Source organism: Cohnella sp. AR92 (assembly GCF_003990975.1).
Classification (GTDB): Bacteria; Bacillota; Bacilli; order Paenibacillales; family Paenibacillaceae; genus Cohnella.
In genome coordinates this window covers 46,150-68,575 of record NZ_RZJR01000004.1, presented here as the reverse complement: position 1 = coordinate 68,575, position 22,426 = coordinate 46,150, and the positions used below count along the sequence as shown (strand labels likewise).

The window sequence follows — 22,426 nt, the reverse complement described above, 5'->3', positions numbered from 1 at the left end:
AGCAATCAAATATCGTTCAGGCAATCGTAAATTACATTGACTATGTAGTCAGGAAAACAACCATTACTACGTTCTACGAATTGTAAAAGCGGAAATGTTAAACATGGATATGAGTACCCTTCATTACAGTAATGTAATAAAGTATTCTCCGATATTCGCGGCGGGTTACACAACACGTCAAGCAAGACGCTGGCGAATATAAAATAGGAGATGTATCTATAATGAATGACATTTACGAACAAGAATCATGGAAGGAAGTTGTTGGATATGAAGGAGTGTATGAAGTAAGTAGCTATGGCAGAGTCAGAAGCCTTGACAGAATTATTTACCGAGAACAGTCGGGAAATAAAGTTGTAATACCTATACCTATAAAGGGCAAACTACGCTCTTTGCGACAGGATAAGGATGGTTACTTAATTGTTAGCTTATCTAAGCATGGAACAAAAGTATCAAAGCGGGTTCATAGGCTTGTTGCACAAGCATTTATTCCGAACCCAGAAGATAAACCTCAAGTTAATCATATTGATGGAAGGAAGAACAATAATATAGTTTCTAATCTATGTTGGGTGACAAGTTTGGAAAACATAAGTCACTCATGGGGAAAGGGCCTGCGTAGAACCAAGTTATCCCTTGACGATGTGCTTTACATTTACGAAGTATACACTCCACATGATGAAGAGTATAACCAACACGCACTAGCGAAAAAGTTTAATATTCATCCTAGATTTGTAAGAAAAGTAGCCAATGCAGAAATTGATTTAAATAAATACATAATTTGTTAAAATGAATGTAATAGCCTAATCCGGTCTAAAAAATAAGGAGCCAAACTAAAAGGCTCCTTCTCATCTAGCTCTGAAATTAACAAGCAATTCAAGTATGGAATTTACGGATTGGAGTTCTTTCATTGGTAGATTGTTGACCTTACGAATAATTGAATCGACCAATTCACCCTCTGGCGTTTTCTTTATCGGTTGAAATTTGATGAACAGTTCTTCTAAAGATATGTCCAGTGCCGTAGATATCTTATACATACTTTCCATTGTTGGTGATTTAATCCCTCGCTCAATATCACTAATAAAAGAAGTAGAAAATGTAGCGCGGTGAGCTAATTCCTCTTGACTTAAACCCTTGCGTTTTCTAAATGACCGAATCCGTTCCCCAAGCAACCTTCCAAAGTCATCCATTCGGCTAACCTCCTTGCTATATCCAAGGTTACGGAAGCCTAATAGAGAGTTACATAAACAATAGGCTATGTTTCGATAAGGCCATAGTCAACAGTGTATGTTTTTGCTAAAATCACATTATGGATAAAAAAGGTAGGTGACTTTGGGTGAAGAAGAAGTTCATAATCGGCGGGGTTCTATTGTTCGTATTAATCATCATCGTCATTGCGACTAACTGGGCTTCTAGTAAGATTGACAACGAAGTTATCAATGCTAGCAAGCCCTACTTTGCTGAAATGCTAATAGAATATCCTAAAGATATTGAAATTGCAGATGCCAAAGTGGAGAAGATTAGCCAGACTGATGATTTTATTAAATACAATTTAACAGGCTATGTTGAGGTCTATGGGCTTGGAGTTTCTGAAATTGATGTGGAAATGCACAAAAACCTCAAAGATTCGCCTATGGGAGAATGGGTAATGAAGTGCAACAAATGCCCTGCACGGAAGTACCCACCTGATGACGTTAACAGCGATATTTATAAAAAGTGGTTGGAAATTCATCAAATGACTTTAAATAACGAGCCATCAGTAACTAAAAACATAGATGCTGTCAAGGCTATTGAGGAACAAAGTCAAGAACCGACTCATTCATCACTTAACAATAATATCGAAACTCCTAAAAGCGATGCAATTGAGGGTAGTGATGAAAACAATACTGATTTTATTAATAATGCCAATGAGAGCGGTGATAGAAATTCATTCCAATCTTTTACTTCTGGCAAAGTTTTTGATAGCCGATTTGGAATCGGTGCAACAAGTGAGGAAATAATCAAATCATTAGGCGAGCCTGGCAAGCCCAATCCTAATAATATGTTTTCATTTTTAAAGTACGATGAAAAGATAACGTATGGAGATATATCATATCTCCTTGTAAACGGAATTGTTAATGGCATAGAGTACAATGCAGATAATAAATATACATATGAGCAATTCAGAGACTTTTTTAAAGAACCGTACCCTGATTCGGGATACTTCAATGATGTCCCAATGGAAACATTTGATGTTGAGGATGATTATGATTTATATCTTGCACATCTCGATAGTGATGAAAATGTTGACTATTTAGCCCTCTACAACAAATAAATAATATCCTCGGGCAACCATTCAATCTGGTTGCCTTTTGTTATGAATCATGTAAATATGCACGATTGGATACGCAACAGCGCATAAAAACAGAATATTAGGAAGTTATGATTCTAGGACAAGAAGTACTTATCCTTTCACATATCAGTAGTGGGCTTGAGGGAGCCTATCCCTGATATATCTCCTAATGCAAGGAGCCTTATTCACTCCTTGCAAACGTCATTTAACAAGGGTTAAACTGGTTCTCCTTGTTAATGGCTCCTTCCAAAAAGGAACCGGACTGGTTCCCGGTTCCAGAACGTAAGGGCTGACCTTGCGACATAGATTTTTGCGTAGCTTTCATTATGACCTCCAAGGGACAGGCGTAAGCCTTTCCTAACGTATTTATTTAACGTATGAAGGCGGTGAAACAGTGAACAACAATTACTGTAAGTTTGAGTTAGCAATAGGCGGCTATGAAGAAGTGTCTCATGACCCCGATTTAATGATAATTCGCTTTATTCTCTGTCACGCGAAACAGAACGCAAATGGAGATACATTCACAAACGAAGTTCTTAAGCAAGCACAGTATACGCCGAAAAACAAACCGATTAATTGGGAACACGGACAACCTGTTATTGGAACCATTCTCAACAGTGTATATAAAGAATACGCGAACGGGGTCGGCTATATTGAAGCAACAGGCGTCATCTGGAAGTATACCTATCCTAACCTTGCCAAAGAGATAAAGGCAAAGGCTTCTTCCGGCGATTTAAAACTGTCGATGGAGTGCTATTACAAGAACGCCAGCTATTCGCTCGGCGGCAAAACACTCGACCATGCAACAGCCGAAAAACTAGGTGTCATTCCATATGTGGGTAAGCAATACATGGGCAAGAGTGTTGCTCGAATCTTTAATGAAGTCATATTTGGCGGTGTCGGTGTAGTAGCTAATCCCGCCGACAAGGAAGCTATTTTCTTATCAGTTGCGAGTCAGTCAAGAAAGCCATTCGCACATTTACGATTAGGGGGAGAATAATGGATAAAGTAACAATATTAAATTCATACCAGCTTGAAGAATACACATTGCACAGAGTCAAACCGGAAGGCTTCATTGACTTTGGGGGCAAAAGGGACTCATTAGCCTTTGACTATGCCGCTCTTGCTGTTCAATGGGGTATCGAGAAGGAGTCGTTGGATATGATTACAGCGGGCAACTTAACATTCAAGGAAGCCATGAGCGTGAACATCAAGGAGACGAGATTCACGCCGGAAAGAACAGTTCTAATCTCTGCCGAGGTAGTGCCGGATATATTGGTTAAACTCCGCGACTCAGGCAGGAATCCGGGCTTAGACACTCAAAGAGAAATTATAACAGTTAAGAAGATGATTTCTGTAGTCGGGGGGAAGAAGTCATGAGAAATGTTAATTTGACCTTGGATGACTACAGCGATAAGATGTTGAAGCTATTGGCATTGAGTTATGGCATTTCACGCTCTGAGGTCGTTCGTAAGCTGATTAAGGCAAGAGCAGAAAAAGACAACGGAATCTTAAGAGGATATTGTGACCTTATCGAGCGAGAACTACAACCTTAACCAAAACAAAGCCTTGAACAGGGGCTTTTTTTGTTTTCTGTTAGCGTCCTAGCTTCAAAAAAAACACAACACCTCATTAACGCTCCGTAAGCCCTACAATAACTGCCGAAGTTATGTCCTGCACAAATTCCTTTCAAAATATCTTAAAGCGCCTCACAGAGCCGTATAGACGCCTTTCCGAACGAGTTGAATATATCATTAGGGTCAAACTTTTTTTGTGAGGTAGAGCTTATTTCATCGCATATGTAATAGTCCCTTCTATGGCACCAATTGGCATAATACATTCAAGAAGGTTTGATATGTATGTGGAGGTGCGACAGAATAAAAATCGTCATTTCAACGATTAGAGATGAAATCCCCCCTCCCCCGTTCCATCAAGACACTAGCTTTTTTCTTCGTTTAAAGACACTAGACAAGCCGAGTAAGACGCTATATAATCTTGACCAAGTTCATCAAATGGCTAGTGTGTTTGTCTCCGAAAACGGTTGGCTGACTTGAGTTTTCTCAAGCAATACGTTACATTATCCATAGCTGTTTTTTGCGGGTGTAGTTCAATGGCAGAACGCCAGCTTCCCAAGCTTGAGGCGTGGGTTCGATTCCCATCACCCGCTCCAATCCGATAATCGACCAGAAGCCTTGCGCCGCAAGGCTTTTTTCTTATTTTGGACAACCCTTGCGGTTGAGAAAAAGGGGCTGCCCCCGGCAGCCCTGTCTAGCGGTAGGATTAGAGCGGCATCGTCCATACGATCTCCGCGATTCTTACGCAAGCCTGGCGATTATGCGATAGCTGCAGAAGGACGTGATCCGGCTTGACATCCAGGATGGTGCCTTCGATCCTTCCCCTTGTCGTCTCGAAATAAACGCAGTGCCCGATCAAGCGCCTCAACGTTTCCACGACATACGGGTCTACCAGGGACACGGTCTGTACCGGCACGACGTTCTGGGCAGGGGAGACTTGCGCGGGAGAAACTTGCGCGGGAGAAACTTGCGCCGGAGAAACTTGCTGGGCCGCCGGGTTTACGAACGTATGATACAAAAAGTTCACTCCTTCAGGATGGGTTTCGACCTATTGTATGCTCCAGCCCATTGCCGGTACATGGGCATAAACCCATTTAGCGCCATGCCGTCAGGAATTTCTTACTATATAATATCTTGGTTCTAATAAGGCCGGACTCGGACTCGGCTTTCGAGACAGCGGCTAGTGTCACGGAGGCAGGGATAGGCATAGGCTGTTATCATCACGATAATGGAGGAGTTGCTATGGCTCTCGGCCCACTTGGCCCCATCGGGGGTCCGCTCGGCGGTCCGTTCGGAGGTCCGCTCGGCGGTCCGTTCGGAGGTCCGTTCGGCCCCTATCCGCCGTATCCTTATCCGCCTTACCCGCCCTATCCTTATCCGTACCCTTATTCGCCTGCCTTGCTTCCGTTCCCGGTAGGTCCGGTCGGACCGTTCTTCCCGGGTCCGGGCTTTCACGGTCCGGGTCCGTTCCCGGGTCCTGGCTTCCATGGTCCGGGTCCGTTCCCGGGTCCTGGCTTTCACGGTCCGGGTCCAGGACCCGGATTCCCCGGCCCAGGGCCTGGATTCCATGGCGGTGTCGGGCATCGGACGGAAGAAAATAACGCCTGAGCTGCTCAAGACGGGGCGGCGCGGATCGCGAATCCGCTCCGCCCTTCTCTTGCCCGAGCCTAAGGACAACCATCTATGCGAAACAATCCGATTCCAAGGGAGACAGACTTCATGACGATTCGACAGGCTGCGTTAGGCGATGAACAACCCGTAATCGAACTCATCGTTAGAGCCATACACGATATAGCCGAACAATTGACCGGCGAGGATACGGAGGAGAAAGCCGCCGGCAAGCTGAAGCGATTCTATCGAATGGAAGGCAACCGCTTCAGCTACCGCAACGTCCTTGTCAAAGAAGCGGACGGCGAAGTAGCCGGCATGATCCTCTGCTACCGCGGCCAAGACGCCGCCGCGTTGGACAAGCCCCTTCTGGAGGAGCTTAAACTTCGAACGGGCAACCCCGACATCGCTCTGGATGTCGAGGCCGACACCGACGAATTCTACATCGATTCCGTCGCCGTCTTCGAGGAATACGCAGGGAGAGGCTACGGCACCGAACTGCTGCGCGCCGCCGAACGTTGGGCCGCCCAAAGGGGCTGCGACCGAATCGCCTTAAACGTAGATTACGACAACGAGAAGGCGCATGCGCTTTACCGCAGGCTTGGCTATGAGCAGGACAAAGACATCACCATCAATAAGCATTTATTCCGCCATATGCGAAAGCCCGTGTAGATTTACGTTCCGATTTTCCCAAAATTGTACTTGAGCTTCTGAGCGGGCTGTGTTAATATAATCTGGCTGTGTCCCAGTAGCTCAGTCGGATAGAGCACTCGCCTTCTAAGCGAGTTGTCGGGGGTTCGAATCCCTCCTGGGACGCCATTTGATCCAGATTCAATAAGCCGGCTAAACATACCAAAAACCTCGGTCACCTTGTTCTGCAAGGGTTTCCGAGGTTTTTTCGTGCTTCCGATTACAGGTTAGCCTCTAGAATGAACTATAATATAGCTAGAATTCATGAGAAGGGGAGAATACGATGAACGCGATCAAGCTTCAACGATCCAATTATTTCGTATTGGGCCTATTGGTTCTCGTCATCCTGACCGTGGACGCATTCGCGGCGAGAACTCCTTCGCTAAACGGCGATCCTCTCGTTCTTTACGCCGTCTTGTTCGATTATATGCTTGTCGTTCCTTTCCTTTGCTGGCTCCTCCTCTTGAGAAAACAAGGCAAGTCCATCCGGAAGGCCGCTCCGCTCGCGATCGTAGGGGCCGCAGCCGCTTGGATCGCCGTGCCTGCGTCCATGAGAAGCGAAATCTGGAAAGCTGCTTGGCCCCTCGAAGCCTTCTTCATTCTCCTGGAGCTGGCCGTTATCGGCTTCGAACTCCGTCTGGCCTATCGTTTCGCAAAGCGCTTCCGAGAAGTGTCCAAGCGGGAGCCCAATAAGGGAGAAGCCCTGCGTACTGCCATGTATGAAAGCTTCGGCAACGGACGGACGGCCAGCTTGCTTCTGCACGATATCAGCATGCTGTACTATTTGTTTTTCTCCTGGGGACGGGGAAAAAGGCAATGGGGACCGTCCGCTTCTTCCTACACTTACCACCGTAAATCCGGTCTAACGCTGTATGCCATCGGGATTACCCATCTAATCGTATTCGAAGGCGTCGCCATGCATTTCCTGCTCCTGCAATGGTCTGCATGGGCGGCGTGGTTTCTATCCGTCGCGGATCTATGGCTTCTGGGCCTCCTCTGGGCGGATTATCGGGCGTCCGTTCTACAGCCGATTGTCCTAAGCGACGGGGTGTTGCGAATTCGATATGGCTTGCGTCTGCAGGCGGATGTCCCTGTGGATCTAATCCTCCATGCGGAGAGTTCCGCGGAGTATCGCCCCTCGGGAGCCGAGCTTCGCCGAGCGATCTCTCCTCCGCTGGCTGTGCCTAACGTTAGTATCGAGCTAGACAAACCTCTGCAAGCGAATGGCTTGCTGTTCCTGCCTCGATCCGCGAGCGCGATCTACCTCGCCGTCGACGAGCCGGGCGAATTCGTTCGAGCGGTGAACGCCGCACGGATTGAGGGAGCATCGAAGAGCCCCATCATAGATTGACATCCGTTAGACTATGCTAAAGCCAAGTATCTCGCCGCTCCCATTACCGGTGACTGGAGGCGTCGTCATGAAATCGCTGTTGAATCGGCTGCCGCGCCGGATCCGAAGCCTGATCGAGAAATTCCGCGAGACGGATGTCATCTCTCTGGGCGCGCAGCTAAGCTATTATCTTATCTTGTCCTTCTTCCCATTCCTCATCTTCCTGTTCAGCTTGATCGGTTACTTCCGGCTGTCCGCCGAGTCGCTGATGGACATTCTGGTCCGCTTGCTGCCCAGCGCCACGGGGAGTTCCGTCCGGGACGTCGTGCAAGAGGTGACCGCCAATCAGAGCGGCGCGCTGCTGTCCTTCGGCCTGGTCGGCACGATCTGGACGGCGTCCGGCGCGATCAACGCAATGATCAAGGGTCTAAACAAAGCCTATGGAGAGAAGGAAACTCGCCCGCTCTGGAAAGTGCGCGGAATCTCGATGCTCTCTACCCTCGTGCTGGCCGCGATCATTCTCGTCAGCATGGCGCTGCTCGTCTTCGGCAAGACGATCGAGAACGATCTCCTTACCCGGCTGAACGCTCCGGAGTCCTGGTCGCGAGTATGGTCCATCCTTCAGGTATGCGTGCCGGTCGTCGTGCTTTTCTGCGTCTTCCTCCTTCTCTACCGAATGGCACCCGACCGCCGGTTATCCTGGTCCGAAGTCATGCCGGGTTCCGTCTTCGCTTCGGTCGGCTGGATCGTCTCCTCGCTTCTGTTCTCCTTCTACGTCAATAACTTCGGCAGCTTCAGCCGAACCTACGGGAGCCTAGGCGGGGTTATCGTCCTGCTGATCTGGCTTTATATCAGTTCCATCATCATGCTGACCGGAGGCATCCTGAATGCCGAATACGCGAACCATAAGCGGCAGAAATAGAACGAATCCGACAATTGGAACATGCTGGATTGCTTAGCTCTCGGAAAGTAAGGTAACATATCCGAAAGAACCTATTTATACGGCGGGGAGGAAGGCGTCATGGTCTCCTTTATCTTGACCCTCAAACGCATGCTCACGGGACTATGGCATTCCTTCAAGGATAAGCGGTTCCGCAATCTGTTCCTGACCACCTTGCTGATGCTTCTGTCCGGAACGCTGTTCTACCATGAAGTCGAGCACTTCTCTTACCTGGATGCCCTCTACTTCAGCGTCATGACCTTAACGACGGTCGGCGCGGGCGATCTGGCTCCCGAGACGGCCTTCGGGAAGATCTTTACGATGATTTATACGCTGGCGGGAATCGGCATCGTCTTCGGAGTCATCTTCTTCGTCGGGAGGGGAATCCACTTCTCCAAGAATCCCAGGGAGGAGAAGGACTCCGCTAAGAAGAATTCCAAGATGGCGAAGGCAAGCGAGGATCAGCCCGACAAACCCAAGCCCCGGTCGAAAGAATGACCCCAGCAGGAGGGAATGCACAGCCATGTGGCTCGTTTATGCGTTGCTGTCCGCCGTCATGGCGGCATTGGTCGCGATCTTCGGCAAGATCGGCCTCAAAGGCTTGGATGCGAACGCCGCCACCGCGATCCGCTCCGTCATCATGGCCGTGTTCCTGGTGGCGGTCGTCTTCTTCCAGGGACGAACGGCCCAGCTCGGGGAGATTCTCGGCAATCGGCGCGCTCTGCTCTTTATCGTCCTTAGCGGAATGGCGGGAGCTTTGTCTTGGCTGTTCTACTTTATCGCCCTCAAGAACGGGAAAGTCTCGCAGGTCGGTCCGATCGATAAGCTTAGCGTCGTCTTCGCCGTTCTGCTCGCGCTCGTGTTCCTCGGGGAGAAAATCAGCTTGGTCAACGGGATCGGCATCGGCCTTATCGCGGTCGGAGCCATTCTGGCCGCGCTCAACTGACCGATGAGAAGATGGATAACCGCTCTTCTTGCTCTGCTGTTCATAGGGGCTATCGCCGTTTATCGCAACGAGCTTCTGTCCTTTATCTCCGAGGCCGGATACGGCACCATCTATCTCATTGCCCTGGCTCTCGTACTTGTCCCCGTCATTCCTTATAAGGTCGTTATCGGAACGCTCGGAATGGTGCTCGGGCCGCTCACGGGCGCCTTTATCAGTTGGCTGGCCGCTTCTACCGCTTCGGTGCTCGTCTTCGTTCTGTCCCGCTACTTGTTTCGAGAGCCGGCAAGACGCCATCTGAACCGATTCGAAGGGATGGCCAAGCTGGAGAAGGCGATGGAGAGCCGTCCGTTCCTGGCCGTCCTGGCCGCGAGGCTTATTCCGCTTGTCCCTCAGGCTCTGGTCAATATTTACCCGGCGTTCACTTCGATCCGCTTATGGCCTTACCTGATCGCGTCCGCCTTGGGCAAGATTCCTTCCATTCTGCTGTTCTCCTACATCGGGAAAAGCATGTTCACGGATCTGAGCAGCTTCCTGCTGTTCCTCGGGGCTTATGCGGCTGTCTTCTTGGCCGGCTACGGAGGCTATCGGATATGGTTGAAGGACAAGACGGCATGATTGTCGTCTTCGCAGGCTTAGGCGATCGGATACATAGGCAGGCTCTTCTATAGCGCAACGAGCTCTTCCGAGCATTCATAAACTCTATGCTCCTCATAAAAAACCGCCCGCGAAGCCTCGTTCGCGGGCGGTTTGCCGTTCTAGCGGTTGTGCGGAGTCGCCGGAGCGTTCTGGGCGGGATGCGTGCCGCTGTTCGTTTGTTTGATGACGTTCTCGGCGAATTCTTCCCCGCGTTCCGCGTATTCGTTGCCTTTGTTCTTCTTGCGTTTCTGCGCCATTTCTTCGCCTCCTAGGAGCTTATTGAAGCTGATTGTCCAGTTGCCTGCGAATATCTCCGAAATCTAGAATTTGATAGCCGAACTGCACGCGATCCTCCGTCCCCCCATGGCTGGGACCGGCGAACAGCAGTGAAGTGACATCCGAACCGTCCGCATAAGAATGCGCGTAGGATTCCTTCTCCGTCTCCCTGGCCGAATCGTCGGCCATGATGCGCACCAATTGGTAGCGCCCGTTCCCTTCCTTGCGGAAGTAAGCGAGCAGGCGGGGAGTGCTTGCCTGATCGGTATCCAGCTCGATCTCGGCGAAGCGCTGGCCCCCTCTGTCGAGAATGCGGCGGAATTCGGCGTTCCGAATCGTAATCATCCGAGTCCTCCCCCGCCCGCTTAATCGAGAATGCCGTTGGACTCGATGTGCCGCTTGGTCTCTTCCGTCCCCAGCTCGTAAAGCTTTCGATAGACCTTCTTGAAGGAACGATCGGAAGCTTGGCTCGTCTCGGCATTTGCCGATCGCATCGCAGGCTCGTCGGAGCCGGCCAACTCTTCGAACGCCTCCTGAAGCTTGTTCAACTCTTCCTCGTTCGCGCGGATCGCGAATTCGAACGGAGCCGCTTCCTTATCCCGCTGTATCTGTCCGGCTCCGACCGCCACATAGTAAGTTTTGCGGCTTTCCGCGGCGCTTGAGCCCGAGACTCTCTCCTCGGTTTGAGAATCCAATTCGGCGATCCTCCCTCCCTGACTACTCCAGAATCGTGAGCTTGCTCCCATTCATCTTGTCCCATTTCCAGCGAACTTATGTCGCTTGCTACCTCTACTTTCATGACTCGAGGGGCAAAACGGCGTTCATCGGAATATGGTGTAAGCGGGATGTTTATCTCGGTTTCTTTTGGTTGACGTCGGCTGTTGCCGATCTCTGGGGAGGAATGCATGAATGTGCGGGATAACGGGCTGGATTGACTGGCACGAGGATCTGACGCGGCACAAGGATACGGTTGAGAAAATGACGACGACGATGGAGCTGCGCGGACCGGACGCATCCGGAACATGGCTGTCGCGCCATGCCGCCTTCGGCCATCGCCGATTAAGCGTCATCGATCCTGTCGGCGGCGCCCAGCCGATGGTCAGGGCATCCAAGCATGCGGAAGAGCACGACTGCGTGCTGGTCTACAACGGAGAACTCTACAACGCTCCCGAACTGAGAAGGGAGCTTGAATCGCTGGGACATCGGTTCCGCACCGCTTGCGACACGGAGGTACTTCTTCTCTCGTATGTGGAATGGGGACCGGATTGTCTCGACAAATTCAATGGAATCTTCGCTTTCGCGATCTGGGAGACGGAGAAGCAGCAGCTGTTCATGGCGCGGGACCGGCTTGGGGTGAAGCCGTTGTTCTACCGCCGCGAGGAAGGGCGCCTGCTGTTCGGCTCCGAGCCGAAAGCGATCCTCGCCCATCCGGACGTGCCGGCGGAGATCGACAGCGAAGGGCTCGCGGAGCTCTTCATCATCGGACCGGCGCGAACGCCCGGCCAAGGGATCTGGAAGGATATGTCGGAGCTGAGAGCCGGGCATTGTCTCGTATACAACCGCGACGGGATGAGAATCTCGCCGTACTGGCAACTGGAGAGCCGGACGCACGAGGATAGCGAGGAGAAGACGGCCGAGCGAGTAGCGGAGCTGCTCTACGATACGGTCGAACGCCAGTTGGTGTCCGATGTTCCTATCTGCACCCTCCTCTCCGGCGGACTCGATTCCAGCGCCCTCACGTCCTATTCTGTGCAATATTACGCACAGACCGGCCAGGATCGGGTTCACACCTACTCCGTCGATTACGTCGATAACGACAAATATTTCACGGCGCACGCTTATCAGCCGAACTCCGACGCCCCCTGGATCAAGAGGATGCAGGAGTACCTCGACACCGAGCATCATGAGGTGAAGTTCGATACGCCGGAGCTCGTCTCGGCGTTGGAAGCGGCCGTCCTGGCGAAGGATTCCCCCGGCATGGCGGATATCGACGCATCCTTGTATTTGTTCTGCCGGGAGATCAAGAAAGGAGCCACGGTCGCCCTCTCGGGCGAAGCCGCCGACGAGATCTTCGGGGGCTACCCTTGGTTCCATCGCCCGGAAGCATTGAACGCCCAGACCTTCGGATGGTCCCTGTTCCCCGAGCTCCGGGAGAGCGTCATGTCCGACGAGCTGAGAGAGAAATCCCGTCCGATGGAATATCTGGGCGATCGTTACTCGGAAGCCTTGGCGGAGGTCCCCCTTCTTCCCGGGGAGAGCGACGCGGAGCGCCGAATGAGAACGATGTCCTACCTGAGCATCAGCCGCTTCATGCCGACGTTGCTTGATCGCAAGGACCGGATGAGCATGGCGGTCGGCTTGGAAGTAAGGGTCCCTTATTGCGACCATCGGCTGGTGGATTACGTCTTCAATATTCCTTGGGAGCTGAAGATGGCCGGAGGCCGGGAGAAAGGCATCCTCCGCAAAGCCCTGACGGGAGCCCTTCCCGAAGAGGTTCTGTACCGGAAGAAAAGTCCTTATCCGAAGACCCACAACCCCGGCTATCTGAATGCCGTTCGCGGCATGCTGCTGGAGAAGCTGGAGGATTCCTCCTCGCCGCTTCTGCCGCTCATCAACGTGCAGAAGGTCCGAGAGATGGCGGTGACCGCGGATACGTCCTCCCATCTGCCTTGGTTCGGTCAGTTGATGTCCGCGCCGCAGCTGTTCGCGTACCTGCTGCAGTTCGATTTCTGGCTTCGCCATTACAAGGTGAAGATCGTCTGACCGAGCAAAACCCGCCTTACGAAACGAAATGGGGGTTGCCGCCTGGCCCGTATGGCCTTGGCGCAACCCCACTTGTCATTTAACGAAGCTTCTCCAGGAGCGCTCGCAAAGCTTGTCCCCGATGGCTGATCTTGTTCTTCTGGGCCACGCTCATCTCGGCCATCGATTGGCGGAACTCCGGAACGTAGAACAGAGGATCGTAGCCGAAGCCCCCCTCTCCGCTGGCGCTGTCCATAATGAAGCCGTAGACAGCCCCTTCCGCGACCGTCTTCTCTCCCGTAGCCGGTTCGTACAGCACGAGGGAAGCCACGAAGCGGGCGGAGCTGAGCAGCCGCTTGCCCTCCGGCCCTTCCTCTTCGACAGCGGGCCGTTCAGACAGCGCGCCAAGCTCCCTCAGCAGCTTGGCGTTGTTCTCCGAATCCGTCGCTTTCTCTCCCGCATATCGAGCCGAATAAACGCCCGGATCGCCCCCAAGCGCATCGACGCACAGCCCCGAATCGTCCGCCAGCACCGGCAAGCCGGTTAGGTCGGCGACCGTCTTCGCTTTGATCAGGGCGTTCTCCGCGAAGGTCGTCCCCGTCTCATCGATCTCCGGGATGGAATCGACCTCTCTCAGATCCTTAACGGTCACGCCGATCGCGGCGAAGGCTTGAGCGAACTCCTTCGTCTTCCCCGCGTTGCGGGTCGCGATCAGCAAGGTATCTCCCGCAGCGATCATGCCCGTCCCTCCCCGATACGGCGTCCCGCTTCTCCCAGCACTTCCCGCTGCCAGGCGATCAAGCGCTCGATGCCGCCTTCGGCAATCTCGAGGAGCGAATCCAGCTCCTGCCGGGTGAACGGAGAATCCTCTCCCGTGCCCTGCAGCTCGACGAAGGCCCCTTCTCCCGTCATGACGACGTTCATGTCCACCTTCGCTTTGGAATCTTCCTCATAGTTAAGATCCAGCAGAGTTTGTCCGTCCAGCAAGCCGACGCTGACGGACGCCAGATAATCCGTGATCGGGTATTTGTTGAACTTGCCGGCTTCCGCCAGCTTATGTAAGGCTAGCGCCAACGCGATGAACGAGCCGGTGATCGAGGTCGTGCGCGTTCCGCCGTCGGCCTGAAGCACGTCGCAATCCAGCATGATCGTTCGTTCCCCAAGCGCTTCCAGGTTCACGATCGAGCGCAGCGCCCGCCCGATAAGCCGCTGGATCTCCATGGTACGGCCGCCAAGCTTGCCCCTTACCGACTCGCGCGGGTTGCGAGTTTGGGTCGCCCTAGGAAGCATGGAATATTCGGCGTTGATCCAGCCCTTGCCCTGGCCCTTCAGGAATGGCGGCACTTTCTCTTCAATCGTGGCGGTGCAAAGCACCTTCGTATCGCCCATCTCGATAAGCACAGAGCCTTCCGCATATTTATTCGGATGAAGCGTAATGGCGAACGGCCGCAGATCGCGGGGTTGCCTTCCGTCGGATCGCATCTTGATTCCTCCTGAACTCTCTGATCTATCGTCAGACCTATCCCATTTTACCAAAGTCCTTCGGCAAAAGCACTTCGCGATCTTCGCATGCTCGGCATGATATCCGGAAGATAGGGCAAGATAACCGGAGTTGGGAATGATTGAGAAGAAAGGGGGGGAGCCCGGATGCTCGAGCGGATAGAAGCCGTATTCGGCCAACCGAAGGATTTGGTCACAGAAGTGATGGATAACGGCTATACGAGCATGGAGCTCTGCTTCTTCCCCAGCATGTGCGATATCGATCATCTCAAAGATGCCGTTCTGGTGCCGTTCTCCTACCGGTTCGATCCGGACGAATTCCGCCGGATGCTTAAATCGGACATCTCCTTCATTCGGTCGGACGAGCCTCAGAAATGGCCCGAGCTGCTGCTGAAGGGATGTGCGCTTCTGCAGTACGAGGGAGTCGTCTACTGCTTTACTTGCGTTCGCAAAATGCTGACGGAGCCGGGCAACACGGAAGTCGAAGCTTCGCTGCAAGGGCCTCAATCTTCCTTTACCGAAGATCTGGACATGAACATGAACCTGCTCCGCCTTCGCTACAACAGCCCGACCATGAATGCGGACGTGATGACGAAGGGCAAGCTTTCCAGAACCCGGATCATGATCGTCTATGACCGGGTAACCGTCGACAAGAGCTCCCTGGACGAAGTGAAAAAACGGCTGGAGTCGATCGATCCCAAGCTGATTCAGGCCGCCGGCCAACTGGCCATGCTGATCGGCAACGCCCGCTTCAGCATGTTCCCGATCACCCTCCAGACCGAACGTCCGGACCGGGTCGCGCAGCTGCTGCAGCGCGGGAAGATCGCCTTGATGCTCGACGGAAGCCGCTTCGCCGTCACGCTGCCGATCCGCTTCTTCGACTTCATGCATGCGATGGACGACGACTACGAGCCTTATTGGATGGGAAGGATTCTGATCCTGTTCCGCTATATCGGGATGATGCTCTCCATGACGCTTCCCGCCCTATATATCGCCGCTTGCTCCTATAACCCGGAAGTATTCCGGGTTCAATTGGCATTCTCCATCGACGGCAGCCGGGCGGCCGTTCCCTATCCGTCTTTCGTCGAGGTGTTCATCATGCTGTTCATGATCGAGGCGCTGATCGAATCCAGCATACGGCTGCCCCGGTTCGTCGGCTCCACCGCCGCGACGGTAGGAGGCCTGATTCTCGGACAAGCCGCCCAGCAAGCGGGGTTGGTCAGCAGCATCATGATCATCGTGACCTCCGTCGTGGCGATCTCCAACTTCCTCATTCCGAACAGCTCGTTCAGCTACAGCATTCGGGCCATGAAATATATTTTCGTTATCGTAGCCACCTTCTACGGAATGGTCGGCATTATCGTCGCGGTCTTCCTCATCGTCGTTTACCTGTGCCACCTGCGCAGCTTCGGCCAGCCTTATCTGGCGGTCAATCTGAAGCGCGACCAGAAGCATTCCAGCCAGCCGAGGTGATTAGCCATGAACCGTTACTTCTATTATCACGTCTTCTACATCGGCATGATGAACATCATGCTTTTCGTTCCCCATATTCTGCTGAAGCATCGGTTCGACGGCGCCGTGTCCGGCCTCCTCCTGGGCATTGTCGTCGGCTCTATCCTCGCGATCGGAACGATCTATTGCTTTCGTTTTTTTCCTCAACAAGGCTATCCCGAGATTCTCAAGATGTTCGTGCCCGCTTGGGTCGCAGCCCCCATGCTCTACAGCACCTGCCTGCTGTGGCTGGCGGGCGGAGTGCTCGCTACCTATACGTTCTCGCAGACGATGGGAATCTTCTTCAACCCCGAGATGAACCATTATCACTTCCTGCTTCTCATTATCGTGGCTAGCATATTCTCCGGCTCCCGTTCGACGCGAACCGTTCAATTCTCGGTCGAGATCCTGTTCTGGCTCTGCGTTCCTTTTCTCCTGTTCATTCTGTTCAAAGCGCTCTTCAACCCTTATTTGAGCTGGGATGCCATTCGAATCGTTGCCGGATATTTCGGAAGAACGCCGTCGCTCAGCGTTATGGCCTCTTCCACCTTCTTCTTTACCGGATACCTCTCCCTGACTTTGTTCAATCGGTTGAATCCGGCCAACTTCCGCCTCAAGCATGTGTGGTCCATTCCCATTCTCGGCGCGATGTTCGGCTTCGTCTCCTTCTTCATTCCGATCGGATTCCACGGCACGGTAGGGGTCGAGCAATACGTCTATGTCTGGAGCGTCACCGCCGACTCCATGTACCTAAAGTACGGGTTCATCCAACGGGTGCTGTTCCTGTTCCTCATCATGTACACGTTCCTGTCGATGATGTTCATGATGAACGTGTTCCATGCCTGCATGGAATACGTCAAGGCAAGCGTTCCCGGACATAAGCCGCAGCCGGAGCAATTGCCGGTTCCGAAGACGAATTGGATCATCTGCGGCGTCTTCGGCGTCCTCTGCTTTCTCTTCTCCTTATGGGCGAACGAAGGACGAAGCCATTGGGCGACGGAGATCTGGCTGATTATTCGATTCCTGTTCGAGATCGTCAACCTGATCCAGATGATCATCTTCGCCGTGCTGATCAAGCGCCGGTCTTCCTCCGCGCCTTCCAAGTCCGGACAACCCGCCGCAACCAGCGGTCAGTGAGGTGATCCCTTGAAGAGAATCGCGATTACTCTCCTCCTCTGCTTGCTGGTTAGCGGATGCGGGATGAAAGACATCGACAAGCGCTTCTATGTCGTGACGACCGGGGTCGACCTCAGCGACAACCCGGCGAAGCCATACCGCATCTCGCTTCGGCTGGCCATCACGTCGGCTAAGGCAGAAAGCGGCTCCTCGCGCACGGAGATTCAGACGATCGAAGCCGCTTCGATCGCCGAAGGGGTGCGGCATCTGAAGGCTTATGTAGACAAAGAGCTGGAATTCGGCCATTGCCGCGTGTTCGTGCTGGGCAAATCCCTGTTGGAGAGCAGTTCGCCGGATGCGATGAGCTGGTTCGCGAGAAGGCGGGACATCCAGATGATCTCGTATTTCGCGGTCGGAGAACCCGATGCCCTCTCCGTCTTGAAGATCACGCCGGAATCCGAACGTTACCCAGGCAACGCGTTATTCTTAAGCTTCGGCAATGAGGGCACCGAATCGCCTTACACGGTCACTTCCTATCTGTTCGACAACTCCCGGAGACTGTTAGAGAAAGGAATCGATCCCGTTCTTCCTATCATCCGTACCCAAGAAAAAACGTACGTGATCGACAGGGTGATGCTTCTGGACAAAAAAAAGCCGCGTCTCACCCTGACTCCGGGGGAAACGCAGCTCTATAAGATGATAAGCTCGCATTCGGGCAAATCCGAGCTCGTCCTGCCGCTGGAGGACGGCAAGCGCGTCGTCATGACCGTATCCGATATCAAAGCAAAAGTCCATATCAAGCGGGACTCCGTGCCGGTCATCACGGTGAAGATCCGAATGGGCGGCACCCTCGAAGAGAGTCCTCCGAACCTGCTTGAGAAAGACTGGCATGGGCTGGAAAGGAGGATGGCGGATCGCTACTCGGAACAGATGGAGCAGTTGCTAATCAAGATTCGGGATGCCGGCGTCGATCCCCTCGGCTTCGGGTTGAAGTATCTGTCGACTTACTTCGGCAAAGAAAAAGATTACAAGTGGTGGCAGTCCGTTTACCCCGAAGCGAAATTCAATGTCGTCACCGACGTTCGCGTGAGAGGACCGGGCGTCATCCGATAAGCGGCCGCCGTCGGTTATTGTTCGAGAGCGTTGATGGCGATCGGGCGGCTGATCGGCTCCGCGTAGGATTGGTCGTTCGTATCCGTGAAGGAGTCGCTGCCGTTGATGGCGAGCTTGACCTTCGGATCTCCGCTGACCTCCGTCATGGTGAGGACAAGAGCTTCGATCGTATCGGCGGGAACCTGCATCTCCGGTTCCCAGGAAGCGTCCTTCAAAGAGACGCTAAGAAGGTTGTCCGAATCCGCGATCTCGCCGAGCGTAATGTTCGGCGCGACGACGGGCAGCAGCTTTCCGGATTGAAGGGGACCTTTGATAAGTTCCTGCAGAGCAGCCTTGTTCTTGTTCGGCTGACGCTCGATCAAGCGGGTGACCGGCACGAAGTACCCTTCGCCGTCCGTTGTCTTGGCCGAGAAATACAAGGTGACCGCCATGGAACGGGTCGGTCTCAGGTCGGACGCTTGTTCGACGTTGATCCCCATGGCGCGGGACATGCTCTCGTCGATCGGCAGCTTCGAGGCGGGCAGCTCTCTCAGCGGAACGCCGTCCACGGTGAATCGAACCTGCTTCACTCCCGGCAGTTCCGTCATCGTCCATACCAGCGCTTCGACCGCCTTGCGTTCTTGGTTCGCCGACAGGCTCGGGAACGCCGACTCGAAGTCGATCGTAACCGTCGACGTCTTCGCGTCTTCCGTGACCGAGCGAATAGACGCTCCCTTGGGCAGAATAGGCTTGAAGCCCGCCGGAAGCTGGTCCGACGCGGCCGTGCCATCCGTCATCCAAGAGAGGGCCTGCTGTTCCTTCGGCTTGCCGGATTCCTCATCCGTCAGACGAAGGGTCATCGGGGCGATGAAGCCATTGCGGTCCTGCAGATACACCGTGAGGCCGTCGGTGTCCGCCGAGAGCGGCGCCATAGCGGGATCCGCGGCTGCCGCGACCATCTGCTGCTCGACATCCGACGGCGGCGGATCTATGGCCGCGGTATCGGGCGATTCCTTGTTGCTCAAGCTGCAGCCTGCTGCGAGCGGCAGCAGCAGCAGAGCGGCTAGAAGCTTGTGAACGTGCTTACGGCCGGTTATCGGCTTCATTCCAATTCCTCCCAAGGAAGGGCTCACCGGTATCACCGGCTTCCCCAATTGTAGTAATATATATACGAGACCCTAGAGAATTGTATGAACGGTTTGTCCCTCGAGAAGGCCAAGTTTATTCTCGTTCGCGGGGAGAACCGTTACTGACAGGGTCGGAAAGAGGTGCCGTTCATGCCCGAATCGAACGTCTATCGTCTGAACAGCAAAGAGGTCGCTAACGCAACGGAGGAATGGCTGGCGAAGCGCGGAGTATCCAAAGGCCAGATCGGCCAGCTGGTCATGCTCCTGCAGAAGGACTATTTCCCGGACCTGACTCTCGACGAATGCATTGCGAACGTAGAGAGGGTTCTGTCCAAGCGCGAAGTCCAGAATGCGATTCTGACCGGTATCCAGCTGGATATGCTCGCGGAGGAAGGCAAGCTGCTCCCCCCGCTGCAAGCGATGATTCAGAACGATGAAGGATTGTATGGCTGCGATGAAGTGCTCGCGCTCAGCATCGTGAATGTCTATGGCAGCATCGGCTTCACCAACTTCGGCTATATCGACAAGTTCAAGCCGGGGATTCTCAAGAAGCTAAACGATAAGAACAGCAAGGAGTGCCATACCTTCCTTGACGATATCGTCGGCGCCATCGCCGCAGCGGCCTCCAGCCGCATCGCCCACCGCAAGCAGGCGGAGAAGGAAGCCGAGCTGGAAGCCATCCAGGAATCCGTCAATGAGTAAACGGAAGGAGGGGCGGAGCCGTCCGCCCCTCCTTCTCCATTCCGACAAAGAAGAGGCTTTGGCCGCGCGCAGCTTATGCGCGACGGGCCAAAGCCTCTTCGTCTTCGGGAAACCGTTGGCGAAGGTCCTTACTCCTCTCCCCGCCTGCCTTCCGCTTCCGCAGCCTCGGCTTTTCTCTTGCTTCTTCCGATTCGATAGCCGAAGGTAGCGGCCAGCAGCTGCTGGAACAGCATGCCGGAGATAACCGGCAGCGATACGGCTGCCGGAAAGTACTGAATCGCCAGCACCGCCCCCGCGCTTAGATTGCGCATGCCCGAATTGAATTGTACGGCGATCGAATCCTCCAGGCTCCAGCGTCTCCATGCGGAGATCCCCCAGCCGATCAAGTAACCGAGAACGACGGTGGCGAGCGTTACGAGAATAACGGCCGCCAGCTTGGCGTCCGCATGCTTGAGATCGTTCGCGATCGTCGAGCCGTTGATGGCGACGACGATGAACAAGCCGACCTTCACGAGCGGGGCGAGCGGCGGCCCCCAGGTCCGATTCACCCGTCCTCTCGTCCATTGATTCAGCAGCATGCCGATCAGGGACGGAAGAACGACCATCAGGAGCAGGCCCTTCATCATGCTCCACGTCTCGATCGGAACGCTGGCGCCCATCAGAACGTGCAGCGTGGCGGGGACCAGGAGCGGCGAGAGCAGCGTATCGATAAGGATAAGGGCAAGGGTCAGTGCGAGATTCCCGCTGTAGATCGTCACCCAGACGACGCTCACCACTCCTGTCGGAATGGCGAACAGCAGCACGTAACCCGTGATGAGATAAGGATCGTCCGGGAAGAACAAGCTTCCCGCTCCCCAGCCTATCAACGGCATGACCACATGCAGGATAACCATTAGAACGATCAGCTTGCTCGGATGCGTCAAGACGCGGAGCAAATCCCCGAAGCTCGTTTTTAAGCTCCCGATCAAGGTCATGACAGCGAATATCCACGGAACCCAATGCTCGAAAGAGTGCAAACGAGAGTCCAACAAAACTCCGATCAGGATGGCGGTTGGAGTAATCAGCGGCATGATTCTCTCCAGCGCCCGGTTGATTCTCGATAGTCCTGCCAATAAGCCGTTCATGCGCCCGGCCTCATGCCTTGCGGTAGCGGATGACCGACCGTCCCGCCTCCGAATCCGGCTCGCACGTTCGGAGGGCCGCTCCGGAGAAAGCCAGCCGTTCCGCATGGGCGATCGTCTCCGACATCGCGAACCGGTGGTTATGGGAGTTGCCGCTGATTCGAGCTCCGAACAACGCGTCGCACAGTTCATGAGAGCTGTACGATTCCGCTTCCGCCAGAAGATCTTCTATCTGCTTTAGCCTTCTGTCATGATGGGCAATCAATTCCCGCACGCGGCCGCTAAACTCTGGGAACGGATCCCGATGGCCGGGAAGCGCCAGGCTCACGTCGTAGGCCAGCAAGCTCTCCAAGCTGGCGAGATACGAACCGAGCGGATCGGGGTCTCCTCCCGGAAGCCAGCCGATGTTCGGCGTTATTCTCGGCAGCACCTGGTCCCCGCACAGGATGACTCCCGATTCCGGCCGGTAGAAGGCCCGATGACCGGGCGCATGCCCTTCTCCTCCGACAATCTTCCAAGCCTGCCCCGCCATCCCGAAGCTCTGGCCCGGCTCCGGAAGGATTCGAATCTCCCGCGGAGGCGGGCTCACCTGATCCTTGACGCCGGCCAGATGCTCCCTCATTCCCGGGATCAACTCCTCCGGGTAGCCATGCTGCCGGAACGCTTCGATCAGCTCTTCCGAGAATGTCTCGTTCTCTCCCCACAGCCGATCGGCGTAAGCGGCGGCCACATCGGACATATAGACCGGGGCGCCCGTCTTCTCTTGGAACCATCCGGATAATCCGTAATGATCGGGATGATAATGGGTCAGGACGATCGATTCGATGTCCTTCCACGCGATTCCCAGCTCCGCCAAGGCATCCGCCCAGAACGCTTGCGTCTCCGCCGCGCGAAGTCCGGGATCCACGAGCGTCCAGCTCCCCCCATGCGGCAGAAGATAGGCGTTCACCCAACGCAGGGAGAACGGAAGCGGCACCTTGACCTGAATATAGCCGTTTGCCAATCTTGTTATCGTTTCCATTGCTTCCGTCATAACGAACGCCACCCGACACTTTTCTCCAATTCCTCCCCCAGTATAGCCGTTTTCGGCGGATGTAGCCAATCACCGATAGATATTCGTCCTCATACAATGGAGTATTCTCGCATGCCCCCGGGAAGGAAGCCTACGAGAGCTTACGCCACAGAATTCGACAAGGTGGAAGGAGAACG

The 22,426-nt window shown here is 53.9% G+C and carries 27 protein-coding genes and 2 tRNA genes; 19 read left to right on the top strand and 10 right to left on the bottom strand.

Annotation, left to right across the window (positions count from 1 at the left end):
• Positions 1-221 precede the first annotated feature (221 nt).
• Positions 222-782, top strand: a complete 561-nt coding sequence (locus ELR57_RS07435) for an NUMOD4 domain-containing protein (RefSeq protein WP_126958399.1) — start codon at positions 222-224, stop codon at positions 780-782.
• Between the two features lie 60 nt (positions 783-842).
• Here the strand turns inward: ELR57_RS07435 and ELR57_RS07430 are convergent, their stop codons facing one another.
• The gene (locus ELR57_RS07430; RefSeq protein ID WP_126958398.1) at positions 843-1,184 is read right to left on the bottom strand and encodes a helix-turn-helix domain-containing protein; all 342 of its coding nucleotides are present in this window, start codon (positions 1,182-1,184) and stop codon (positions 843-845) included.
• A 146-nt stretch (positions 1,185-1,330) separates the two neighbouring features.
• Here ELR57_RS07430 and ELR57_RS07425 point away from each other — a divergent pair, with 146 nt between their 5' ends.
• The 5 genes from ELR57_RS07425 to ELR57_RS07405 all read left to right on the top strand — a co-directional run bounded on the left by ELR57_RS07425 (position 1,331) and on the right by ELR57_RS07405 (position 4,496).
• Positions 1,331-2,308, top strand: coding sequence for a hypothetical protein (locus ELR57_RS07425; RefSeq protein WP_126958397.1), 978 nt, complete (start codon positions 1,331-1,333; stop codon positions 2,306-2,308).
• Between the two features lie 412 nt (positions 2,309-2,720).
• The gene (locus ELR57_RS07420) at positions 2,721-3,326 is read left to right on the top strand and encodes a hypothetical protein (RefSeq protein WP_126958396.1); all 606 of its coding nucleotides are present in this window, start codon (positions 2,721-2,723) and stop codon (positions 3,324-3,326) included.
• Entirely contained in the window at positions 3,326-3,706 is a 381-nt protein-coding gene (locus ELR57_RS07415) for a hypothetical protein (protein WP_126958395.1), read from the top strand. The genes ELR57_RS07420 and ELR57_RS07415 overlap by 1 nt, the downstream gene beginning before the upstream one ends.
• Complete coding sequence (locus tag ELR57_RS07410) at positions 3,703-3,882, top strand: ribbon-helix-helix domain-containing protein (protein ID WP_126958394.1); 180 nt, start codon at positions 3,703-3,705, stop codon at positions 3,880-3,882. The genes ELR57_RS07415 and ELR57_RS07410 overlap by 4 nt, the downstream gene beginning before the upstream one ends.
• 540 nt (positions 3,883-4,422) lie before the next feature.
• Positions 4,423-4,496 (top strand) — tRNA-Gly (locus tag ELR57_RS07405).
• Between the two features lie 110 nt (positions 4,497-4,606).
• Here ELR57_RS07405 and ELR57_RS07400 read toward each other — a convergent pair.
• Positions 4,607-4,918, bottom strand: a complete 312-nt coding sequence (locus tag ELR57_RS07400) for a DUF2642 domain-containing protein (protein WP_370452227.1) — start codon at positions 4,916-4,918, stop codon at positions 4,607-4,609.
• Between the two features lie 224 nt (positions 4,919-5,142).
• On the opposite strand from ELR57_RS07400, the gene ELR57_RS28080 reads away from it, so the two are divergent.
• From ELR57_RS28080 to ELR57_RS07365, 8 genes are all read left to right on the top strand, one after another.
• Positions 5,143-5,508: a hypothetical protein gene (locus ELR57_RS28080; protein ID WP_192896542.1), complete on the top strand. Its 366-nt coding sequence runs from the start codon at positions 5,143-5,145 to the stop codon at positions 5,506-5,508.
• A 111-nt stretch (positions 5,509-5,619) separates the two neighbouring features.
• Positions 5,620-6,180, top strand: coding sequence for a GNAT family N-acetyltransferase (locus ELR57_RS07395; RefSeq protein WP_158629956.1), 561 nt, complete (start codon positions 5,620-5,622; stop codon positions 6,178-6,180).
• A gap of 70 nt (positions 6,181-6,250) precedes the next feature.
• A tRNA-Arg gene (locus tag ELR57_RS07390) sits at positions 6,251-6,327 on the top strand.
• A gap of 154 nt (positions 6,328-6,481) precedes the next feature.
• Positions 6,482-7,549, top strand: a complete 1,068-nt coding sequence (locus ELR57_RS07385) for a hypothetical protein (protein ID WP_126958392.1) — start codon at positions 6,482-6,484, stop codon at positions 7,547-7,549.
• 67 nt (positions 7,550-7,616) lie between these two features.
• A complete protein-coding gene (locus tag ELR57_RS07380) occupies positions 7,617-8,450 on the top strand; it encodes a YihY/virulence factor BrkB family protein (protein ID WP_126958391.1) in 834 nt (277 codons plus the stop codon).
• Positions 8,451-8,549: 99 nt separating this feature from the next.
• Positions 8,550-8,966, top strand: coding sequence for a potassium channel family protein (locus tag ELR57_RS07375; protein ID WP_126958390.1), 417 nt, complete (start codon positions 8,550-8,552; stop codon positions 8,964-8,966).
• 25 nt (positions 8,967-8,991) lie between these two features.
• On the top strand, positions 8,992-9,414 hold the full coding sequence (locus ELR57_RS07370) for an EamA family transporter (protein WP_126958389.1): 423 nt from the start codon (positions 8,992-8,994) through the stop codon (positions 9,412-9,414).
• 3 nt (positions 9,415-9,417) lie between these two features.
• Entirely contained in the window at positions 9,418-10,029 is a 612-nt protein-coding gene (locus ELR57_RS07365; protein ID WP_126958388.1) for a TVP38/TMEM64 family protein, read from the top strand.
• Between the two features lie 140 nt (positions 10,030-10,169).
• Here ELR57_RS07365 and ELR57_RS27805 read toward each other — a convergent pair whose 3' ends face one another.
• The 3 genes from ELR57_RS27805 to ELR57_RS07355 are packed head-to-tail and all read right to left on the bottom strand — an operon-like array spanning position 10,170 to position 11,021.
• A complete protein-coding gene (locus ELR57_RS27805) occupies positions 10,170-10,307 on the bottom strand; it encodes a hypothetical protein (RefSeq protein WP_158629955.1) in 138 nt (45 codons plus the stop codon).
• 19 nt (positions 10,308-10,326) lie between these two features.
• Positions 10,327-10,671 (bottom strand): hypothetical protein, encoded by a 345-nt coding sequence (locus ELR57_RS07360; RefSeq protein ID WP_126958387.1) that lies wholly within the window; start codon positions 10,669-10,671, stop codon positions 10,327-10,329.
• Between the two features lie 20 nt (positions 10,672-10,691).
• Positions 10,692-11,021, bottom strand: coding sequence for a hypothetical protein (locus ELR57_RS07355; RefSeq protein ID WP_126958386.1), 330 nt, complete (start codon positions 11,019-11,021; stop codon positions 10,692-10,694).
• Positions 11,022-11,235: 214 nt separating this feature from the next.
• Here ELR57_RS07355 and asnB point away from each other — a divergent pair, with 214 nt between their 5' ends.
• Positions 11,236-13,089, top strand: a complete 1,854-nt coding sequence (asnB, locus tag ELR57_RS07350; RefSeq protein ID WP_126958385.1) for an asparagine synthase (glutamine-hydrolyzing) — start codon at positions 11,236-11,238, stop codon at positions 13,087-13,089.
• A gap of 79 nt (positions 13,090-13,168) precedes the next feature.
• Here the strand turns inward: asnB and ELR57_RS07345 are convergent, their stop codons facing one another.
• Both ELR57_RS07345 and rph read right to left on the bottom strand, forming a co-directional pair.
• Entirely contained in the window at positions 13,169-13,807 is a 639-nt protein-coding gene (locus ELR57_RS07345) for an XTP/dITP diphosphatase (RefSeq protein ID WP_126958384.1), read from the bottom strand.
• Positions 13,804-14,550 carry a ribonuclease PH gene (gene rph, locus ELR57_RS07340; protein ID WP_126958383.1) on the bottom strand — a complete coding sequence of 249 codons (747 nt, stop codon included), beginning with the start codon at positions 14,548-14,550 and terminating at the stop codon, positions 13,804-13,806. The genes ELR57_RS07345 and rph overlap by 4 nt, the downstream gene beginning before the upstream one ends.
• 165 nt (positions 14,551-14,715) lie before the next feature.
• On the opposite strand from rph, the gene ELR57_RS07335 reads away from it, so the two are divergent.
• From ELR57_RS07335 to ELR57_RS07325, 3 genes are read left to right on the top strand one after another with little or no spacing between them, the layout of a single operon-like run.
• Positions 14,716-16,041 (top strand): spore germination protein, encoded by a 1,326-nt coding sequence (locus tag ELR57_RS07335; protein ID WP_126958382.1) that lies wholly within the window; start codon positions 14,716-14,718, stop codon positions 16,039-16,041.
• 6 nt (positions 16,042-16,047) lie between these two features.
• A complete protein-coding gene (locus ELR57_RS07330; RefSeq protein ID WP_126958381.1) occupies positions 16,048-17,196 on the top strand; it encodes a hypothetical protein in 1,149 nt (382 codons plus the stop codon).
• Between the two features lie 9 nt (positions 17,197-17,205).
• Positions 17,206-18,288 (top strand): Ger(x)C family spore germination protein, encoded by a 1,083-nt coding sequence (locus ELR57_RS07325; protein WP_126958380.1) that lies wholly within the window; start codon positions 17,206-17,208, stop codon positions 18,286-18,288.
• A 14-nt stretch (positions 18,289-18,302) separates the two neighbouring features.
• Here ELR57_RS07325 and ELR57_RS07320 read toward each other — a convergent pair whose 3' ends face one another.
• Positions 18,303-19,373 (bottom strand): GerMN domain-containing protein, encoded by a 1,071-nt coding sequence (locus ELR57_RS07320; RefSeq protein ID WP_126958379.1) that lies wholly within the window; start codon positions 19,371-19,373, stop codon positions 18,303-18,305.
• A gap of 171 nt (positions 19,374-19,544) precedes the next feature.
• Between ELR57_RS07320 and ELR57_RS07315 the strand changes: the two genes are divergently transcribed.
• Positions 19,545-20,096, top strand: coding sequence for a phosphatidylglycerophosphatase A family protein (locus ELR57_RS07315; protein ID WP_126958378.1), 552 nt, complete (start codon positions 19,545-19,547; stop codon positions 20,094-20,096).
• A 128-nt stretch (positions 20,097-20,224) separates the two neighbouring features.
• On the opposite strand, the gene ELR57_RS07310 is transcribed toward ELR57_RS07315, so the two are convergent.
• Entirely contained in the window at positions 20,225-21,220 is a 996-nt protein-coding gene (locus ELR57_RS07310; protein WP_192896541.1) for a bile acid:sodium symporter family protein, read from the bottom strand.
• A gap of 10 nt (positions 21,221-21,230) precedes the next feature.
• A complete protein-coding gene (locus ELR57_RS07305) occupies positions 21,231-22,250 on the bottom strand; it encodes an MBL fold metallo-hydrolase (RefSeq protein WP_126958377.1) in 1,020 nt (339 codons plus the stop codon).
• Positions 22,251-22,426: the final 176 nt, after the last annotated feature.

Coding starts and splice junctions, on each gene's coding strand:
- ELR57_RS07435 (WP_126958399.1), top strand. CDS start 222: ATGAATGACATTTACGAACAAGAATCATGGAAGGAAGTTGTTGGATAT.
- ELR57_RS07430 (WP_126958398.1), bottom strand. CDS start 1,184: ATGGATGACTTTGGAAGGTTGCTTGGGGAACGGATTCGGTCATTTAGA.
- ELR57_RS07415 (WP_126958395.1), top strand. CDS start 3,326: ATGGATAAAGTAACAATATTAAATTCATACCAGCTTGAAGAATACACA.
- ELR57_RS07410 (WP_126958394.1), top strand. CDS start 3,703: ATGAGAAATGTTAATTTGACCTTGGATGACTACAGCGATAAGATGTTG.
- ELR57_RS28080 (WP_192896542.1), top strand. CDS start 5,143: ATGGCTCTCGGCCCACTTGGCCCCATCGGGGGTCCGCTCGGCGGTCCG.
- ELR57_RS07395 (WP_158629956.1), top strand. CDS start 5,620: ATGACGATTCGACAGGCTGCGTTAGGCGATGAACAACCCGTAATCGAA.
- ELR57_RS07385 (WP_126958392.1), top strand. CDS start 6,482: ATGAACGCGATCAAGCTTCAACGATCCAATTATTTCGTATTGGGCCTA.
- ELR57_RS07380 (WP_126958391.1), top strand. CDS start 7,617: ATGAAATCGCTGTTGAATCGGCTGCCGCGCCGGATCCGAAGCCTGATC.
- ELR57_RS07375 (WP_126958390.1), top strand. CDS start 8,550: ATGGTCTCCTTTATCTTGACCCTCAAACGCATGCTCACGGGACTATGG.
- ELR57_RS07370 (WP_126958389.1), top strand. CDS start 8,992: ATGTGGCTCGTTTATGCGTTGCTGTCCGCCGTCATGGCGGCATTGGTC.
- ELR57_RS07365 (WP_126958388.1), top strand. CDS start 9,418: ATGAGAAGATGGATAACCGCTCTTCTTGCTCTGCTGTTCATAGGGGCT.
- ELR57_RS27805 (WP_158629955.1), bottom strand. CDS start 10,307: ATGGCGCAGAAACGCAAGAAGAACAAAGGCAACGAATACGCGGAACGC.
- ELR57_RS07360 (WP_126958387.1), bottom strand. CDS start 10,671: ATGATTACGATTCGGAACGCCGAATTCCGCCGCATTCTCGACAGAGGG.
- asnB (WP_126958385.1), top strand. CDS start 11,236: ATGTGCGGGATAACGGGCTGGATTGACTGGCACGAGGATCTGACGCGG.
- ELR57_RS07345 (WP_126958384.1), bottom strand. CDS start 13,807: ATGATCGCTGCGGGAGATACCTTGCTGATCGCGACCCGCAACGCGGGG.
- rph (WP_126958383.1), bottom strand. CDS start 14,550: ATGCGATCCGACGGAAGGCAACCCCGCGATCTGCGGCCGTTCGCCATT.
- ELR57_RS07335 (WP_126958382.1), top strand. CDS start 14,716: ATGCTCGAGCGGATAGAAGCCGTATTCGGCCAACCGAAGGATTTGGTC.
- ELR57_RS07330 (WP_126958381.1), top strand. CDS start 16,048: ATGAACCGTTACTTCTATTATCACGTCTTCTACATCGGCATGATGAAC.
- ELR57_RS07320 (WP_126958379.1), bottom strand. CDS start 19,373: ATGAAGCCGATAACCGGCCGTAAGCACGTTCACAAGCTTCTAGCCGCT.
- ELR57_RS07315 (WP_126958378.1), top strand. CDS start 19,545: ATGCCCGAATCGAACGTCTATCGTCTGAACAGCAAAGAGGTCGCTAAC.
- ELR57_RS07310 (WP_192896541.1), bottom strand. CDS start 21,220: ATGAACGGCTTATTGGCAGGACTATCGAGAATCAACCGGGCGCTGGAG.
- ELR57_RS07305 (WP_126958377.1), bottom strand. CDS start 22,250: ATGACGGAAGCAATGGAAACGATAACAAGATTGGCAAACGGCTATATT.